The organism is Paenibacillus sp. J31R98 (assembly GCF_056269245.1).
The window spans coordinates 228,026-243,547 of sequence record NZ_JBWDNO010000004.1 but is presented as its reverse complement, the minus strand read 5'-3'; the positions used below and the strand labels follow the sequence as shown (position 1 = coordinate 243,547).

21 protein-coding genes are annotated in these 15,522 nt (G+C 44.8%); 7 read left to right on the top strand and 14 right to left on the bottom strand.

Features of this window, described 5'->3' with window-relative positions; genetic code table 11:
- Both AC0YNX_RS17560 and AC0YNX_RS17555 read right to left on the bottom strand, forming a co-directional pair.
- Positions 1-405, bottom strand: coding sequence for a helix-turn-helix domain-containing protein (locus AC0YNX_RS17560; protein WP_475816998.1), 405 nt, complete (start codon positions 403-405; stop codon positions 1-3).
- Positions 402-638, bottom strand: coding sequence for an AbrB/MazE/SpoVT family DNA-binding domain-containing protein (locus AC0YNX_RS17555; RefSeq protein WP_475816997.1), 237 nt, complete (start codon positions 636-638; stop codon positions 402-404). Before AC0YNX_RS17555 ends, AC0YNX_RS17560 begins: the two co-directional genes overlap by 4 nt.
- A gap of 431 nt (positions 639-1,069) precedes the next feature.
- On the opposite strand from AC0YNX_RS17555, the gene AC0YNX_RS17550 reads away from it, so the two are divergent.
- Positions 1,070-1,450: a helix-turn-helix domain-containing protein gene (locus tag AC0YNX_RS17550; protein ID WP_475816996.1), complete on the top strand. Its 381-nt coding sequence runs from the start codon at positions 1,070-1,072 to the stop codon at positions 1,448-1,450.
- A gap of 1,017 nt (positions 1,451-2,467) precedes the next feature.
- Here AC0YNX_RS17550 and AC0YNX_RS17545 read toward each other — a convergent pair.
- From AC0YNX_RS17545 to AC0YNX_RS17520, 6 genes are all read right to left on the bottom strand, one after another.
- Complete coding sequence (locus tag AC0YNX_RS17545) at positions 2,468-2,833, bottom strand: LytTR family DNA-binding domain-containing protein (RefSeq protein ID WP_475816995.1); 366 nt, start codon at positions 2,831-2,833, stop codon at positions 2,468-2,470.
- A 29-nt stretch (positions 2,834-2,862) separates the two neighbouring features.
- On the bottom strand, positions 2,863-2,985 hold the full coding sequence (locus tag AC0YNX_RS17540) for a cyclic lactone autoinducer peptide (RefSeq protein WP_475816994.1): 123 nt from the start codon (positions 2,983-2,985) through the stop codon (positions 2,863-2,865).
- On the bottom strand, positions 2,978-3,514 hold the full coding sequence (locus AC0YNX_RS17535; protein WP_475816993.1) for an accessory gene regulator ArgB-like protein: 537 nt from the start codon (positions 3,512-3,514) through the stop codon (positions 2,978-2,980). Before AC0YNX_RS17535 ends, AC0YNX_RS17540 begins: the two co-directional genes overlap by 8 nt.
- Positions 3,511-4,170 carry a hypothetical protein gene (locus tag AC0YNX_RS17530; RefSeq protein ID WP_475816992.1) on the bottom strand — a complete coding sequence of 220 codons (660 nt, stop codon included), beginning with the start codon at positions 4,168-4,170 and terminating at the stop codon, positions 3,511-3,513. Before AC0YNX_RS17530 ends, AC0YNX_RS17535 begins: the two co-directional genes overlap by 4 nt.
- Positions 4,171-4,501: 331 nt before the next feature.
- Complete coding sequence (locus AC0YNX_RS17525; RefSeq protein WP_475816991.1) at positions 4,502-4,774, bottom strand: hypothetical protein; 273 nt, start codon at positions 4,772-4,774, stop codon at positions 4,502-4,504.
- A 468-nt stretch (positions 4,775-5,242) separates the two neighbouring features.
- Entirely contained in the window at positions 5,243-6,382 is a 1,140-nt protein-coding gene (locus AC0YNX_RS17520; protein WP_475816990.1) for a hypothetical protein, read from the bottom strand.
- A 564-nt stretch (positions 6,383-6,946) separates the two neighbouring features.
- On the opposite strand from AC0YNX_RS17520, the gene AC0YNX_RS17515 reads away from it, so the two are divergent.
- From AC0YNX_RS17515 to AC0YNX_RS17495, 5 genes are read left to right on the top strand one after another with little or no spacing between them, the layout of a single operon-like run.
- Positions 6,947-7,219 carry a hypothetical protein gene (locus AC0YNX_RS17515; RefSeq protein ID WP_475816989.1) on the top strand — a complete coding sequence of 91 codons (273 nt, stop codon included), beginning with the start codon at positions 6,947-6,949 and terminating at the stop codon, positions 7,217-7,219.
- Positions 7,220-7,232: 13 nt separating this feature from the next.
- Positions 7,233-7,448, top strand: a complete 216-nt coding sequence (locus tag AC0YNX_RS17510; RefSeq protein WP_475816988.1) for a hypothetical protein — start codon at positions 7,233-7,235, stop codon at positions 7,446-7,448.
- 12 nt (positions 7,449-7,460) lie between these two features.
- Entirely contained in the window at positions 7,461-7,928 is a 468-nt protein-coding gene (locus tag AC0YNX_RS17505) for a hypothetical protein (RefSeq protein WP_475816987.1), read from the top strand.
- Between the two features lie 4 nt (positions 7,929-7,932).
- Positions 7,933-8,598, top strand: coding sequence for a M23 family metallopeptidase (locus AC0YNX_RS17500; RefSeq protein ID WP_475816986.1), 666 nt, complete (start codon positions 7,933-7,935; stop codon positions 8,596-8,598).
- The gene (locus AC0YNX_RS17495) at positions 8,595-10,928 is read left to right on the top strand and encodes a type IV secretory system conjugative DNA transfer family protein (protein WP_475816985.1); all 2,334 of its coding nucleotides are present in this window, start codon (positions 8,595-8,597) and stop codon (positions 10,926-10,928) included. The genes AC0YNX_RS17500 and AC0YNX_RS17495 overlap by 4 nt, the downstream gene beginning before the upstream one ends.
- Before the next feature lie 36 nt (positions 10,929-10,964).
- Here AC0YNX_RS17495 and AC0YNX_RS17490 read toward each other — a convergent pair whose 3' ends face one another.
- The gene (locus tag AC0YNX_RS17490) at positions 10,965-11,180 is read right to left on the bottom strand and encodes a hypothetical protein (protein WP_475816984.1); all 216 of its coding nucleotides are present in this window, start codon (positions 11,178-11,180) and stop codon (positions 10,965-10,967) included.
- Between the two features lie 796 nt (positions 11,181-11,976).
- On the opposite strand from AC0YNX_RS17490, the gene AC0YNX_RS17485 reads away from it, so the two are divergent.
- Complete coding sequence (locus AC0YNX_RS17485) at positions 11,977-12,777, top strand: hypothetical protein (RefSeq protein WP_475816983.1); 801 nt, start codon at positions 11,977-11,979, stop codon at positions 12,775-12,777.
- A gap of 144 nt (positions 12,778-12,921) precedes the next feature.
- On the opposite strand, the gene AC0YNX_RS17480 is transcribed toward AC0YNX_RS17485, so the two are convergent.
- The 5 genes from AC0YNX_RS17480 to AC0YNX_RS17460 all read right to left on the bottom strand — a co-directional run bounded on the left by AC0YNX_RS17480 (position 12,922) and on the right by AC0YNX_RS17460 (position 15,519).
- Positions 12,922-13,188 carry a hypothetical protein gene (locus AC0YNX_RS17480; protein ID WP_475816982.1) on the bottom strand — a complete coding sequence of 89 codons (267 nt, stop codon included), beginning with the start codon at positions 13,186-13,188 and terminating at the stop codon, positions 12,922-12,924.
- 147 nt (positions 13,189-13,335) lie between these two features.
- Entirely contained in the window at positions 13,336-14,265 is a 930-nt protein-coding gene (locus AC0YNX_RS17475) for a GH25 family lysozyme (protein WP_475816981.1), read from the bottom strand.
- Positions 14,243-14,719 (bottom strand): phage holin family protein, encoded by a 477-nt coding sequence (locus AC0YNX_RS17470; protein ID WP_475816980.1) that lies wholly within the window; start codon positions 14,717-14,719, stop codon positions 14,243-14,245. Before AC0YNX_RS17470 ends, AC0YNX_RS17475 begins: the two co-directional genes overlap by 23 nt.
- 57 nt (positions 14,720-14,776) lie before the next feature.
- The gene (locus AC0YNX_RS17465; RefSeq protein WP_475816979.1) at positions 14,777-14,989 is read right to left on the bottom strand and encodes a hypothetical protein; all 213 of its coding nucleotides are present in this window, start codon (positions 14,987-14,989) and stop codon (positions 14,777-14,779) included.
- Positions 14,983-15,519: a DUF4376 domain-containing protein gene (locus AC0YNX_RS17460; protein WP_475816978.1), complete on the bottom strand. Its 537-nt coding sequence runs from the start codon at positions 15,517-15,519 to the stop codon at positions 14,983-14,985. Before AC0YNX_RS17460 ends, AC0YNX_RS17465 begins: the two co-directional genes overlap by 7 nt.
- Between the last annotated feature and the right edge of the window lie 3 nt (positions 15,520-15,522).

Below are 15,522 nucleotides of genomic sequence, written 5' to 3'. Positions count from 1 at the left end.
TTAGATGGTGAACCGTTCGTTTTTCATTTCCCTGCGGACCTTATCAGCGCAGCTCATGCTGCAGCATATGTCTTGTCCTACTTTGAAAGCTGAGTCGCCTGCGTGGATCAGAGCGCCGCATTCGTCATTGAAGCATTCTTCTGTCGTTGGTTCGCTCGTCATTAACTCGTTCACTACTGGTTGGCTCATCGTTTCTTCCTCCCGTCCAAGTAGGTAATCGATCGATACGTTGTGCAGGTAAGCGATGGCGACCAGAGTGTCGAGGTCTGGCTGCCGACGGCCGCGCTCATAGTGACAAAGCGCTGCGCGCGATATGCCGAGCCGGCAAGCTTCATCTTCCTGGCTGAAGCCAGCTGATGAGCGAATCAAACGCATCCGGGATGCAAGGGTTTTAGCCGCGCTCATTTCAATTCATCGATGCAGTTCTGGCAGACCAACTTCCCTCCGAGAACAGTTTTGATTGACTGCGATCCACAGAAAGTGCAGCCTGGAGCGTATTTCTGAAGAACAATACGCCCACCATCGACGAATACTTCGAGAGAATCCTTTGGTCCAATTCCGAGATTGTGTCGCAATTCAATTGGGATAACGATTCGACCGAGGTCATCGCATTTTCTTACTACGCCAGTTGATTTCATATTTTTTATTGCTCCTTTAGTTGAGGTATAATTTCCAATGATTTTGAGTAACATTTAAATAATAGGTGATTTAAAATCACATCTTGTTTAAAAAAAATTTCAGTTGCTATTCTTAGTGTCATTAAACAGGAACATGCATTCTCTTGTGTGATTTAAACTGTCATAATATAATCTACCTAAAGATGCAACCACTTTCTGTAATCATTTCCTTATCTGCGAAATATGGAAATGAAAGATAAAAACAACGAAGCTCACATTAAACCAAATTAACATTTTTCATAAAGCTGCCAGCTACAGGGAGCCTATTTTGTTATGTTCTGGTATAACCACCGCCTTTCGGTTCCGTGAACTGATATTACCACGCCTTCCAGAATCACGCAATATGTTTTTGTGCTTTTAAATCACATTTTTTCGAAGGATGGATGTTGTCCATGTCAGAGGTGAAATTCCAAGCGCTAGGCGCTCGAATAAAGGAAGTCAGGAAAAAGAAGGACTTCTCTCAAGAAGAGATTGCCCAATTGCTGGGCATGACGCGTTCGAATTTCAGCAGCTACGAGATCGGACGGATCCAGCCTCCGAGTACTGTACTTGATAAGATTGCTGAACTCTGCGATACATCAACTGATTACTTACTCGGCAAAACCGACAGCTCTCTACCTCTTTCCGTTGATGAGCGCTTTATTGATACTCTAGATCTAGCCGACGACGAGATTGTCAGCAAATTCAACCTAAAACTCGATGGTAAAAACTTAACGCCGGAGCAGCTTAAGATGGCGATTGCTTTCCTTCGGACGGTGAATCAGCATCAGTAGATAAGATAGCACGCAATCGAGTCTCTAGTTCGGTTGCGTGCCTTTTGTTATAATTTGTTAATCGCATGAGTACATCTAGCAAATCCACGTCCTCTTTTCGATCCACTTGCCTACACCTCTTCTCATTGCGTCGACGAAAAATTAAAACGAAAGTTGGTTAGACGATGGCCTACTCCCGTGGGAGGGGTCGTCTCCAGTATTGGCTTGATGTGCGAGAGATGAAGCAGACCGAATTAGCACGACGTACTGGTTGGCACGTCGACTTACCTGATAACGGATGGTCACCGCGGATGATCTCACACTTTTGCTCAAACAAGAAGCCAATGTCGGTCGAAGCGATCTATACTTTTGGGCAGATCCTTGGTCTATCCGATCCCCTCGTCCAACTCTACGAGAGCTGGGAGTGGGACGGAACTGGAGAAGATCCTAAGCGTCGGTAATTTTTCACCGCCGCTCCCCGGGAGATTTGGAACCCATAGGTTCCAATCTTCTTCGTGATATCGATGATATTGCCACACGGAAGAGTGTTACAAAGATTAGGGTAAATAATTCACTGTTCGAAACCCTAATCGACTCTGGTAGCATTCTTTCCTGCTTAAGTTTCTTAACGCGTTTAACCTCCAAAACAAATCCTAAAGCCAAAGCTGCTACTAACAGTCCTTCAGTTAACAGATTACTCGTTGAATATACTTCCTGAGATGGGTCATCTCTTAGAGCTTGGATTAGCTTGAGCAATATATCAAGCATTTTGGCACCGCCCTTTTGATCTATTCGTGGTGCAATGTCAATAGGACTATCGGTTTCATTCAACACGTTCAATCGCCCTTGACAAGTACAATTATGTGTGAAATGGACAGAACTGTAAACTACCGATTTAAAAGGAAATCGGTAACAAATATCCAAGAATTGTTCGACAAGGTATGACAAACTCCGATGAAATTTTATGGTATGTAATTAACTTGTAAGCAAAAAAAGGCGTGTCCCATTTCTGGACACACGCCTTTTTTGATGGTTGCTTTAAGTAACAACCGGATTAATATTAGTCCGACTTACTAAGATGTCCAGTAGGTCACTTTTGCGCCGGCGAGAAACATAGCAAGACTTTGCTCCATCGAAGTATAGTTTATTGAGTGCCTTGTCCCAACGTTGAATCATGACAGTGTGGACTAGGAAACCTTTATCGACGATATTAAAGCTAAAGCCACTTGATTTCAAGCCCTGCTCATAAAAACTAATCGTACCTTGAGCATAATAGTGCGCGTCTGTGGTATCCACTCTCACAATTGATGGTTCCTCGGACTGTAAGAAGATGACTTCGGTTACGGGCAGATTAATCAACCCAGTAGCCCCTTGGATGTCCCTTGATACAGTTAGTTGAAGCATTCATCTTCACCATCTTTTCGGTGTTCTTCTTATTTCAAAAGCTCTTCAGGCGTTTCTGGCTGGTGAATATATGCCCAGCTCGCTGTTGTTACGACAAGCACAGCTACTGCGCTAAGTGTCGTTGCGATTCCGTAAAGGATGCGTTTACCCATGATGTTTTTCACCTCCTCCCAAGCGAATTAGAGTCAGGCCTTGAGCCAAAAATGTGACCGCAAGAACACTGGAACCCACCAGAAAGTTAACGGAGATGATCAGGCAAGCGAGTATCTTCAAGAACGGGAAGTATTGTGGCTTAATTCTTGTTTGCCGCTCGATCCGCGATGGCGCGAATAGCGCAGCAAGTACAAATGCTGCAGCGGTTAAAATAGAATTCAACGTCACTGATAACTCAGGGGTCCAAGATAGGACGGTTAGGATTCCTACTGAAACAGCGATACATAATCCACCTGATTTTAGATGGTAGCCACCAGAAACTTGTCGGAGTAAAGCGAAGGAAATCAATACGACAAAACCTGACTTAATGTTGCCGGTGATGATCGCCCCAACGATAGTAAGAAGAATTATTGCAGAAGTGTTTATCATGAGAGCAAGAGAGTACGCCAACACCGCTTGACTGGCCGGGTGTTCTGGAACCCTACTCTTTATACTTGATGCGATGCTGTTAGAAATCTGCTGTATCATATGCCGTGTATCTTTTCCTTTCTGATTGAGTAATAAAGAAACAGTAAGAAACCAACTAGGAATCCAATAAGGTTGAGGAAGAGGTTTTGGTAAAACATCATAAATGCGACTCCTATGATAAACAGACAAATCAGTGCAATAACTAGGACATGTTCACCGGAAAACTTCAGTTTCTCAAAGTCAAAAGTAAATCCGAAACCCTTACGATAAAAGAAGCTGCTGGCGGCTACACCAATTGCACCTGACAAGAACTGAATTATGTACCCGTTCACTGGATCTTCAAGCGGTCCAGTTCCTTGGAAAATTGAAAATATAAGAGCTGTTTGCAGAGCTACGAAACCGAAGAAGCCAGTGATTACCATTACGAGCGATTGTAATAATGGCAACCGGACTACTACTTTAAAGAACAACATCGTAATTAACAGATTTATAATTGGGGCAATTGCTGCAGCTGCATCATCTACGTTGTATAAGCGAGTAAGGTGGTTCTGAAGATTTATGATCTCGATGATTATTAAGGAGTGCCATAGGTACCTCTTGAAGTCTATCCTGAAGATATAAAGAGACAAAGCATAGATTGCTAATCCCTCGATGGTTGAAAAGAACATGAAATAGATAAAATCAAGCATCTTCTTGACCTCTCCTCTTGGTCTCAATGTATAATTCCATCTTCGATTTCAGCCATATCGGTCGGCCTTCATCGAGTATTGCATCGGGGATCGGAAACTCCCCTCTATAATTCGGCTTCAGTGCACGCTTACCGGATAACGAGATATTTTGTTGTGTCATGCCTAGCTGTTTCGCTATCCAAGAAGCTGTCACATACTCTTCTTTCCCATCTGGTTCACATCCCCAATTCCAACATTTGTTATTTACAGTATATTACAAACGATTGTGATGTACAAGCGAACTATTGTTCCTAAAAAAAACGAAAAGGCCGCGAATTTTCTGCGGCCTTCACTTTCTCTATTTAAGCATCTAATTGCATTAAGATCTCAGTGCAGCTGCTAATGCTGCCATTTGTTTTAAGAACTCCGGATCGCCTAATTTCTCTAATGCATGTTCATTTGCCTTACAATCTAGATATGTAGTAGGGTCCTTAGCCAAAGCAACACTACCAACAACTTTTACATCCTCATAAATACCAAGTGACTCAAAAAAGTCTTTTTGTTTTTGTATTTCCTCTGGAGTTGCTCCCTTAATTGCTACACGACATGATCCGTCTTCCTTTTGATGTACGATTTTAATATCAATTGCCATACTCCCACTCCTTTTTATCAATCAAACATGAGCATTCATAATATTAACAAAAAAAGAACAGTTTGTGGTAGATAATCCCTAATTACACAGAAAAAGAGCGCTCAATTTACTTGGCGCTCTTTAGCATTTTTTCACCTGAAAGTTATCTTCTTGCACCTTTTGCATATATAAATCATAAGCTGCGTTTGAACAGCGTAGCCGAAGACGCAGCTTCAGATAGATTGTACATATAACAAAATGCTAGTCTGTCAGACACTTTGTCGGGCAGACTTTTCTTATGACCAGAAGTTACGACAAAGAATTGAGGTTCGTTTGGATTGGGAATAAAAAAATTCCAACGTTAGAGGAAGTAATAAAAGGAAAAGGTCGGCACCCAAAGGAGATGAGGCGCTCTTCCTCTCCATATGATACGCTTCAGTTCGGTCGAGCCTATCGCTTTAATAATTCCTAAGCCCATTGCTTGTGAAGTTAAAGATATTGTATTGCTTGTGAAGTTAAAGATATTGTATTTGCGAAAAAGTTCTTCGAGTCCTGTAATTGATTCATTATGACATCAGCAACATCCTTGGCAGTCATACAGATTTCTGGTACATCAAAAGCGGTTATAAATTTTTCCTCACTCATACAAAAAAGTTTGGAAGAAAGCTCAAGAGATGAAAGATCAAAATTTATATCTAAGTTACCCTCATATTCCATTGAAGCTCCGACAGTTCTGCCCATTACCCTTATCTTAAAATCAAGATCACGCTTGAAATTAACTGTGAAAGTAATGTTTCCGTTTTTTGCGGTAAAGTGCTCAATTGAAATATAAGCTTGACCTCTAAATACTGAAATATTTTTATCTGTATGTTTATAGGGTTCCATTCTACATCCGGTCGAAACTAAGCGTCGAATTATATATTCTAATATTGCTGATTTTATTTGGGTTACATAGAGACTATCTAGCTCTGGAATTAGCGGAACCTGTACTGTTCCTTTATCTGTATTTACTATAATAGTTCCATTTCCTGAACTTATCCTATCCACCACAACGGTTAACTCACGATCAAAAATAGTACTTGTAGATACACAATCATGTAAGCATTTTGCACTTGCAGGGGTATAAATGTCACTTTTAATCTTCGGCCATGGATCTTGTGGATTGTAAGGAACATACCAAATCCGAATAACGATCTCGGTGCCTCTGTATGTAACCTCATGGTGCAATCCGTAATTACTTTGCTTGATACATTCCATCATATTTGTCATACATGTACCCCATTGTTTATAAACCTCTGGGTCAACCATCAGACTTACAATATGGCTGGCTTCGCTATGAGAAAAGTTAACTACCTTGCCCTCTTCGATATACTTTTGCAATTTCTCATAATCCTCTTTGGATGTGTTTGAATTTAGTCCAATAGGCACCGGAACACCTTCAACCGGGATAACGATATCAAAGCTAAATCCATTATTACGATGGTTTATAAACTCATCGTAAGATGTCTGTTTTATCCAGGAAAGAAAATTTTCTCTAATATCTTTTGTTTTATCAACAATCAATATGTTAGCTTTTGTTTGTTCTAGGATTGCGTGGCATTGTACAAAAGAACATTGTTCAGACATCATTTAATTTTCCTCCTTATTGGTTCTATGTAAATTAATACTTTTGAATCCAATGTAGTGTATCCGTTTTTGTCTCATTATTATTCAATCCCATGCCTGAATAATTTGTTCAAGGGTTTGATCGAGGCATAGAGAGCATTTTTATTCCCGCCATACGGCATATTCCATTCTGTTTACAAATGGATTCCCCCTCTTTTTCAAGGCCAGAAATCCTCTTCGTACACGTCATATCCATGCTGACGTAGAGCTTGGACGATCCGTCCCCTCGTGCTTTGATTCGGTCTTCTCCCCCCTGAGCATACGCTGCTTGCAATGCTCTTATCAATTTTGCATATCTCCATAATCTTTGTCTGCCCTCCATAACCAAATGTCACGTCTACCCACTCGCCAAAACGGGTTCGTTCCTTTCCTAATCCAGCCATCTAATTACTTCCCTTCCATTCTGTGTTGTCAATAGATTGGACAAGATTCGGCACTTTTATACAGGCTCTATGAATAAATGCGTAAACTAGTACAAACTAGGCGAATATCATGACATTGTAATCAGTCAGACGGAGGTGAGACAGCATGTCAGACAATTTGAGAGCGAAGGTTGAAGCGCGGCTACGCAAGTGGCACGACGATGATCTGCGAGAGGCTACTGCTAGGATCGACAGTGGGACGCTCTCGGAGCTTGTGCGAGATGGCCTGCGCGTCATGCTCGGTATTCGCACCAAACGACAAATGGAAATCAAGGAGCGCCCTCTGATGATTCCGCAGGCGGCTAGTCAGACAGTCCGTCATACGGCTGCAGACTCAGGAAAACCAACTCAGAACAGTAAACCACTGATGAGAATTTAAGGAGTTGTGAACGATGAAAGTCACCATGAACGGTAGGGATTTAAACGAGAGGATTGAGGCGCTTGGACAGCAAGAGCTCCGTTATTTTGAGGAAGTCAGGGCAACAGGTCTTATGGTCATTGGGGCTTTCGTGTTTATTTGTATCACTGGGGTACTGCACTACTTTGCCGGCGTACCTCTTGATTTCGGGGCGGATCATATCATCAATACTTTTAAGACGGTACGCTAGGAGGTCGGTCAGGTGAGCACATTAACAATGCAACCGCATGGGTTCACGGTTTCATTTCGAGAGTCCGAACCAGTCGCCGTACCGATCCGCGGTAAAAGCAGCAGTAGATGGATCGCAGTCGTCGATCATATGAACCGCCACAGAGCGATTTATCGTATCGGAGCGCTGACACTCACATTGTTTCTCGCAGGAGAGGTTGCTGCTTTCGCTGACCCAATGATCGGGGATGCGGTATCTGCTTCACCAGTGGGAGATGGAACTGGGGTGGATGCTGGGGCAAGGAAGCTCTATGATAGACTGCTTCAAATCGGACGCTGGATTATCACCATTAAAGGGGCTTTCGATACGGTTAGTCATACTGTGCAAGGCGACTTTGTGGCTGCTCGGAAATCCGGCCTTGCTTACCTGATGGTCTACGCGATTCTAAGAGGATTGCCGTGGGCGTTCGACCAAGTAGACGGTATGACAAGGGGGATGTGATGCCATGCCCATGAAATTTCGCATCACTTCGGAATATGGTGTGGTCGAAGAGATCCGGCATGGCCAGGCGCACACAGGCATAGATCTGGCGATGCCTCGGGGCACCGAGCTGCACAGCATATCGAGCGGCGTTGTGGAACGCGTGCTGGACCATCACCGCAGCCTGGGGAATGCCGTTTATGTCCGAACCAGTGCCGGCGATCTTCACCTGTATGGTCATCTGGACAGTATCAAGGTAAAAGTGGGACAGCACATCGAATCAGGCGGGCTGCTCGGGCTCAGCGGCAGCACCGGTCATAGCACGGGACCGCATCTTCACTTCTCGCTCCTGCACAACGGTCACTATGCCGATCCTTCGCCCCTTACCGCTGCGCTCCAGCACTATTCGGGAGAAATCTCCGGACCATCCTTCCTCGGTATCTCCGGACCTGCCTCATGGGTGGTGAAACACGCGCAGAAGGCCGGAGAGCATGCGTTGCACAGTTTCAGTCAAAAAGTGTTGGACGTTCTTTATGAGATCGGGCTTGCCTGCGTAGAACTCAGTTACAGCATCGCACTTGTCAGCTGCGCCGTATTAATCATCCTCGGTGCGCTCGGTCATAAAAACGGATACCGCTGGGCGGGGCTGACGTTTGGGATTTACACATTGATTAGGTGGTTAGGCAAATGAAAATCACCAAGTTTCTCGAGGTCGTCAAGCCGGAGTATGTATTTCTCAAGATCAAGCCGAACAACGCCGTCAGGAATCAGGGGACAGATAAGATAGCCCGCGCCATCGCAGCGCTGTATAAATCCACGTTCGACAACATCAAAGCAGAGCAGTATAAACTAATCCGCAAGTTTGGTCGTGAGTTCGTGATCGGCACGCAATTTCGTTATACGCTGCCGCCAAAGGTTTCCTATTTCATCTACATGGAGCAGAAGAAAGTGGAGTTTTTCTTCATCGTGCCGCGTCAGCATTTTAGTCATCTGAAAGAGAAGATTTCCGATGTGTGGGGTGCGGTAACGATTGAGCAGGTGCCAGAACTGCCACAGTTTACAGTGAAGGCGGACCGTTACGCACTCACATATACGAAGGAAGACGCGCTTAGCCTCGCCGCAGACCGCCGCACCAATGATCTGTTGAGCAGCAATCTGAACACTGTGGAAATGCTTGAAGACGGCGACAGGCTTGGTATCCTGTATAACTTCATCCCTACGAATCAAATTAGCTGGCGGCATCTATATAAAGCTACAATCGACAAGGTACACCGCAGGCTTCCCGTGGACCGTAACAAGTTCGGACTGATGTACTCGGTGAAATTCCTCTTTGCTGCAGGCAATGCGATAATACGGGAGATTTCCGAAACGCTCAGCGGCAACAAAAAAGTGGAATCAAACAATCTGCTCGAAAGTCTTGCCGAACGAATTAGCGGCGGCCGGAAAATCAGTGAGAGCACCGCAAAGAAAGCTAGCTCCAAGGTTCTTGATACGCAGATTGTCGTGCTGTCCGAAAGCACCGATCTAACCCGGCAGCGGAGCGCGGCGCGCAGCCTGGCGCAGTCGTTCGATACGATCTCCGAAGATAATCAGCTTACCTTCAAACCTCACAGCAAACAAATCAGCTACACCGCAAGGGACATCCGATCGGGCCGCAATAAGATTGGCGACCAAGAAGCCCAGCACTTCATAAGCATCGCGGGGCGCGAACTGCTGGAGCGATACAACTGCATCGAACATATCGAGACACAGGAAACGCAGGTGCCGGAGGATCTGATGGAGGGAAACATGTGTATTGGGGAAAATACCTATCGCGGCAACAAGCAGGCTGCCTACCTTTCCACTGACCGGGAGTTTCAGCAACTCATGCTTGTGCTGATCGGCCCGACTCGTGCGGGGAAATCGACGCTCATCGCTAACCTAAGTCGCGATGCCATCAATGCCGGCGAGTGCGTGATTATATTCGACTTTGTAGAGCAATGCCAACTTTCCCGAGAAGTGGCCGCGGCAGTCGGTCGAGAACGGACGCTAGTAGTAGACTGTGGGGATTTCCGGAAGATTCAAGGGCTCGGTTATAACGAGGCTATCAGTAAGAGTGCAGATCCGTTCGAAGTCTATGACTGCTGTAAGAAGCAGACCACGCAACTCCTCGCGTTAATTGATTCCATCAACTCAGACGGCACGCGGCTAACCGCCAAGATGCAGCGATATCTATCCAGTGCTGCCCTGGTTACCTTCGTGAGCGGCGGCAGCATTCGGGATATGTTCAACTGCTTACAGGACCACGAAGAACGCCACAGACTCATCAGATCCGTTCCTGCCCTTCAGCGTGAAAACCTAAAGAAGTACATTCAATCACTGCGGGAGCTCGACGAATACAATCGGGCAGGCGATGCCGTAATTGGCACAAGAGACTCGTTTATCACGGGGATTATAGACCGGCTGAACATGCTCGAGCAGAATGCTTACATCGAAAAGATGCTGGATAAAGGAACGGCCGGAAACATCGATCTAACAAAGGAAATGCAGAAAAACCAAGTCATCTGCATCCGCATGCCGTCGGATATGTTCAGTACTGAAAGCGAGCGTGACGTTTACACCACTTACTGGTCAACGAAGATTTGGCTCGCGCTGCAGATGCGCAGCAAACAGCTCGGCGGCGACCGTTCCAAGTATGTGAAAGTGAACATGGTTGTCGATGAACTCTATCAGGTGCCGCATACCGAGCAGTTCATGAAATCGAAGCTGAGCCAATACGCGAAGTTCGGATTGAAGCCGATCGTGAGCGCCCATTACTTAAATCAGATCAAATACATCAGAGACGAACTGCGATCCGCAAATGCTAGCTACATCCTCATTAGCGGCTGTGACAAGAAGAATTTCGAGGAATTGAAAAGTGAGCTTTATCCATACCAAGAGGAAGATTTAATGAAGCTGCCGCGCTATCACAGCTTAAATTTGATTAAGAACAAGGACGGTCACGCACGCTTTATTACCAAACTGCCGAACCCCATTATTTAATAAATCGCGGGAATGTAATCATCCCCGCGATCTTAATCACTGCGTTACCATATGGGCAATGTGCCGGAATTGAGGATGATTATTGATCACTTCATCAAGTCCGAACTTTCCGACCATTACTTTTCCCGATTTCGTAGTGTAAGAAACCGAATATCCCATTACGAACTTAAGCAAATCCTGATAATCTGTTCTTCCTGGATTCACAGCAACCCCGTTTACGGTTCTTTCAGTGATATTTTTGCCTGGATGCACAGCAATCGACTCCTCTCAAATTGGCAATTATTGGTTTGCAAGAATTACATTAACACTGAAGCAAATATCCATCAAGAGTAGCAAAAATCCTGATTTATTGGCTAGGTTGTCCATGTCAAATCACGGAGGCACGGTGTGGTCGAGCGGGACGATAGGTGATCGGTAGGCACTTTGCAAAAAACTGAAGATATTGTAATAAAATATTTATTTAATCGTCCCGCCCGATGAGGCTGATTAGCTACCGGCCGAAACTAATCTCATATGAAAGGAGGGATCGTCGCGGGAAGCCCTGCAATACAATCAGGGAGACAAAACAGCTCCTGCTATTTACAAGCAGGAGCTGGCCTATTTGTTGTGGTGCTATACTTCTACAGGACAAGTTGACACTTTCCCCCGGCAATCTGCTGCCGAGAACCGATACCCCTACAAAACTCATAGTTAATGATTGGATACGGTAACTTAGGCATATATACCTAATTAATGGGGTGTGAGTTAAGAACTACCAATTTATACCTGGACAGTTGTAATTAATGAAAATATACTTTACTGAAGATTCTCTATTAATAATTAGGAGGAATTAATTGTGTTTCGTAGTAAAGTGACTTCAATATAACGTTATTTGTCTTGTGCTAATTCTCTGAGCATGTGGTGCAAAAACATCTAGTCCTAGTGAAAAGATAGTAAAACATGGCTGTTATCTTGAAACGGTTCCTTAAGCAAATGAGATAATTACTTAAAATTAACATGATGTCACGACATGTGAATTGCTACTAAAAATAAGGGGTGTCTAAGAACGGTGAAGAAATTTAAGTTATTAGTAATTACATTATGTTTTTGTATGATATTCAGTACAACACCACAAAAAACCAGTGCCCAAAGTTTTGATGATCCATCCTATAATGAATTTGTAAATGGACTGGTTTCATTGAATAAAAATAATCCAGTTGCAATAAAGGCGCTGTCTGCAATTATTTCCTATTATTATGCTTACACGAATGCCATGGATGTTGTTAATACAAAGGAAAGTGTTGGCAACTTCATCAAATGGGGTTGGTTTAATGCTCCTAAAGATGATTTAATAATAAAACTAAAAAACAATTCCACATTTAAGTTAATCATAGGTGGCGACTATGGAATTAAAAATGAGGATCCTGAAGTCATTTTTGATTATGCACTTAGAACTGATAAATCGATTCAGAAAATTGCATTTGGTAAAATTCAAAATTTGCTTCTCTCGGCTATAGGTACTGTATATAATTTGCCTACCGATTTAATTGTTCCGGTACTTAATGCAGGAACAAAATCCACAAAAATTCTAGAAGCTACACCTGTACAAAGCAAAATAGTAATTAACAAAAACCAGATGATAAGCTTGCCTGGAGTAAATGTAAAGCTTGGTAAATCGAGCCTAATTAGCAGGATGTTTTCTAGTGAAAAAACAATAATTGTAGACGGTAGTTTGTTGAAATGGACAACAAGCAACAAGAGTGTAGCTGCTTTTAACGGAAATCAATTAAAAGGTTACAATAAAGGAACAACCACTATTTTTACTTATATTGACCATAAAAAAATTAGTGTTCAAATTGTTGTAAATTAACATTGCAAATTGGACGATAGACATCATGGCTTGCACACAAAAGTCATAAAAAAAGCCCCTCCTGGCGTTTGCCGAGAGGGGCTTTTTTGTAGTTGTGTTTGAGACGATATTATAAGAATCCAACTCGGAGGTTGCGAATAGAAGCTAGTATGTTTCCAGCAGTAACCGCACCGCTTGTCGAACTGTCGTAGTTGACTTGAATTTCGATGTTGACCTGATAGCCCGATTCGTTACTGCGTGCGACTTATAGCAAGCATGCGGTGCCCAGACAACGGCTTTGTTGATTCCAGTAATACGCACGTTCCCAGTCGTAATCGGCGACAGGTTCGCTGTGCTTGACTCTGAGATCGTGACGTAAATCTGGAGTCCGTCCCGATTCACGATGTCGAACACCTTCGACTCGAATGACACGTAGCACTCGTCTTACCTACTGGTGAGTTAGCACCCCTTTAGGGGGTCGTATTGGTCCTTCTTCGAGTTGTAAAATTGCGGGATTGGTAGACCATTGCTACGCACAAGAGATTTGTCCGAAGCACCCACAGATATCATCCTCCTCGCTTATTTATAGAGATATACTTTCTTCGTTCCGCCATCCCATGACACTGTCCCTCCGAGTAACTCAGCTGCGTTACGCACACCGATATACGTCTTGCCCCCGATCAGTTTAAACTTTGTCACAACCCTCCCGTTAACATAGGCACTCGCAGCAGCCGGATCCCAATGGATATTAGCTCCTAAAGCTTCGCCTAATTGACGAAGCGGAAGATAGGCATGACTGTCGATGATGCGGCCGTAGGCTACGAGCTTATCGTTGACAACGATTTTGATGGTATCTTCCGCAGTTGGCTGCGGCATCGGTGGTAGACCGGAGTACTTATCGAAGAAAGCCCGCTCCATCGCATTGATATCAACGTTGCCAACAATACCGGAGACCGAACCTGCCGAAGTGTACTGGAACACGGACCAGGCATCCCAAGTGTTATTTGCCATCGGCTTCTCAACTCCATAGTGAGCCACCCATAACGGCCACTTCCCTAGTTCCTTACCCAGATGCACCTTGGCGAAGTTGCCACCGGTGTATATCATTGTTGGATGACCGGTTAAATGTTCCACCGTCTCGAGCCACTCAATGCACCAAGCCGTCAAAACTTCGTTTGGAACATTCCCCGCGTTTCCCTCGACATCGAGAACATGCGGAAAGTCAACTTTAAAGCCTTTTACTGCTTTTGCGAAGCTTGCAGCCTCTGTGGCAGCTGTATTTAGTTCCGGGTGAGCATAATGATAGAAGCCCACTTCCAGCCCCGCGGCGACTGCTCCAGCCGCGTTGACAGAGAAGGCTGCATCTTTGCTCGATCCGCCCTCCGTAGCCTTGATAAAGGCGCCAGCGACGCCGTCTGCCTTGACCTCTTTCCAGTCGATGCTTCCTCTGTCGTTCTGGTGATGCGATACATCGATAATCTTTACATTACTCGTCTGCTTTGCCTGCATCCTTGCTTTCCCCTTTCTCAGAAAGCTGCTCTAAAAAGTTCTTGATGGCGCCAGGCAGTGGGACGCCGATAGTTCCAAGGTTCTCAACAACGGAGATGCCCTCTCGCCCACCGTAAAAATAAATGGCCGCTGTCCTGAAGATTGGCGATCCAGGCTGAATCCAGTCATCTAGTAGAGATGCTAGACCAACAACAAAAAGGACGACAGCCTTCCGAATGCCTCCCCAGTACATTACTTCACTGTTCACTTTTACCTGGCGAATCGCTCCGAGTAACCCGGTCACGTAATCAGCTACCATAAGCACAAGCAGCACTTGCAGCGCCTTATCCCAACCACCGAGCCAACTTGTTATGCTGACGCCGATCGCGGCTATTCCCGCTCCCCATGTTGCTTCCTTGCCAGTTCCAATTGCTGCCGCCAATGAGTTAAGACCAAGTTCTTTGAAGTGATTCATGTTCTTCTGCTCCTCTCAACAATAAAATAAGCCCCGCAGCAGCGGAGCCATAGCTACTCACAAAGGAGTCCCCTCATCTTTCTCTATTGATTTGTAACAGTGATCCTTCTGGAACAGATCGAGAAACCGGCAAAGCAGCTTGCAAGAGTAACACCCTTTCAAAGCCCGCTTGCCCGCTCTTGATGATATTGTTTCATCAGGATCGCCGCCCGCCAGCGTATTGATTAACTGGTCAATGGAAATCAGCAAGTTCCAAATGTACCTTACCATGTGACCGCCTCAACAGCCTCCCGCGTATCCGCCGCCTTTACCTCTGCTTCTAGCATGAAATAGCGCATTTGCGTGCTTTCGTCGTGCGCTGCGCCGTCCTTGATAACTTGAATGAATTGGTCCCGCGTATGAACGACGAATGTGGTATCGGATGTGACATACCAAGGAACCGATTCGATAGACGGGTCAAGGCTCAGCAGCGTGCCCTTGGCGCGGAAGTTGTCAGCTGCCTGTTTGTCGTAGCCGTACACCTTCGGATCACCAAGCGCTGACGATGTGAACGACGAATATAAGGTTGCATCTCTCGCGGCTTGCAGCTCTGTCAGTTTTCCCTGCTTAATTGACTGGATATCTATTTCGACCTGCCCAATTATCCACTCATTGCCGTCATATTGTGCGAACGGTAGATTATTAAAAATTTCTTCTGATATCTCGTACGGGAAGTCAATTGGAATTTGCGGCTCTGGAAAATCCGGAAGGACCAGAGCGCTTTCCGGCTTGCCGTTCACCAGGTTACAAAAATAGCGCATGTA